2 pseudogenes are annotated in these 244 nt (G+C 61.1%); one reads left to right on the forward strand and one right to left on the reverse strand.

What is annotated here, in order from left to right:
* Positions 1 to 125, reverse strand: a pseudogene (locus J5M56_RS26255) (LLM class flavin-dependent oxidoreductase); the annotation flags it as partial.
* Here J5M56_RS26255 and J5M56_RS26260 point away from each other — a divergent pair.
* Positions 120 to 244, forward strand: a pseudogene (locus J5M56_RS26260) (LLM class flavin-dependent oxidoreductase); the annotation flags it as partial. The pseudogenes J5M56_RS26255 and J5M56_RS26260 sit on opposite strands and share 6 nt — an antisense overlap.

A 244-nucleotide genomic window follows, 5' to 3' on the forward strand; every position in this document is an offset into this window, starting at 1 on the left:
AACTGTTCGGCGATTACAAGCGGCGCGTGGTTGGGCAGCATGATCCCGCCTGAACCGACGCGAATGGTCGATGTGCCGCCTGCCAAGTAGCCAAGCAAAACCGAAGTGGCCGAACTGGCGATGCCGTGGGGAGCTTCCTGGGCCTTGCGATGATCGGCAGCCCGCAGAAGGTCAGAGCCAAGGTGGAGGTACTGCTAGAGCAGACGGGCGCGGACGAGCTGATCTTCACCTGTGATCTGTACGA

It is taken from the genome of Pseudomonas sp. 51_B (assembly GCF_017491595.1).
Taxonomy (GTDB): Bacteria; Pseudomonadota; Gammaproteobacteria; order Pseudomonadales; family Pseudomonadaceae; genus Aquipseudomonas; species Aquipseudomonas promysalinigenes.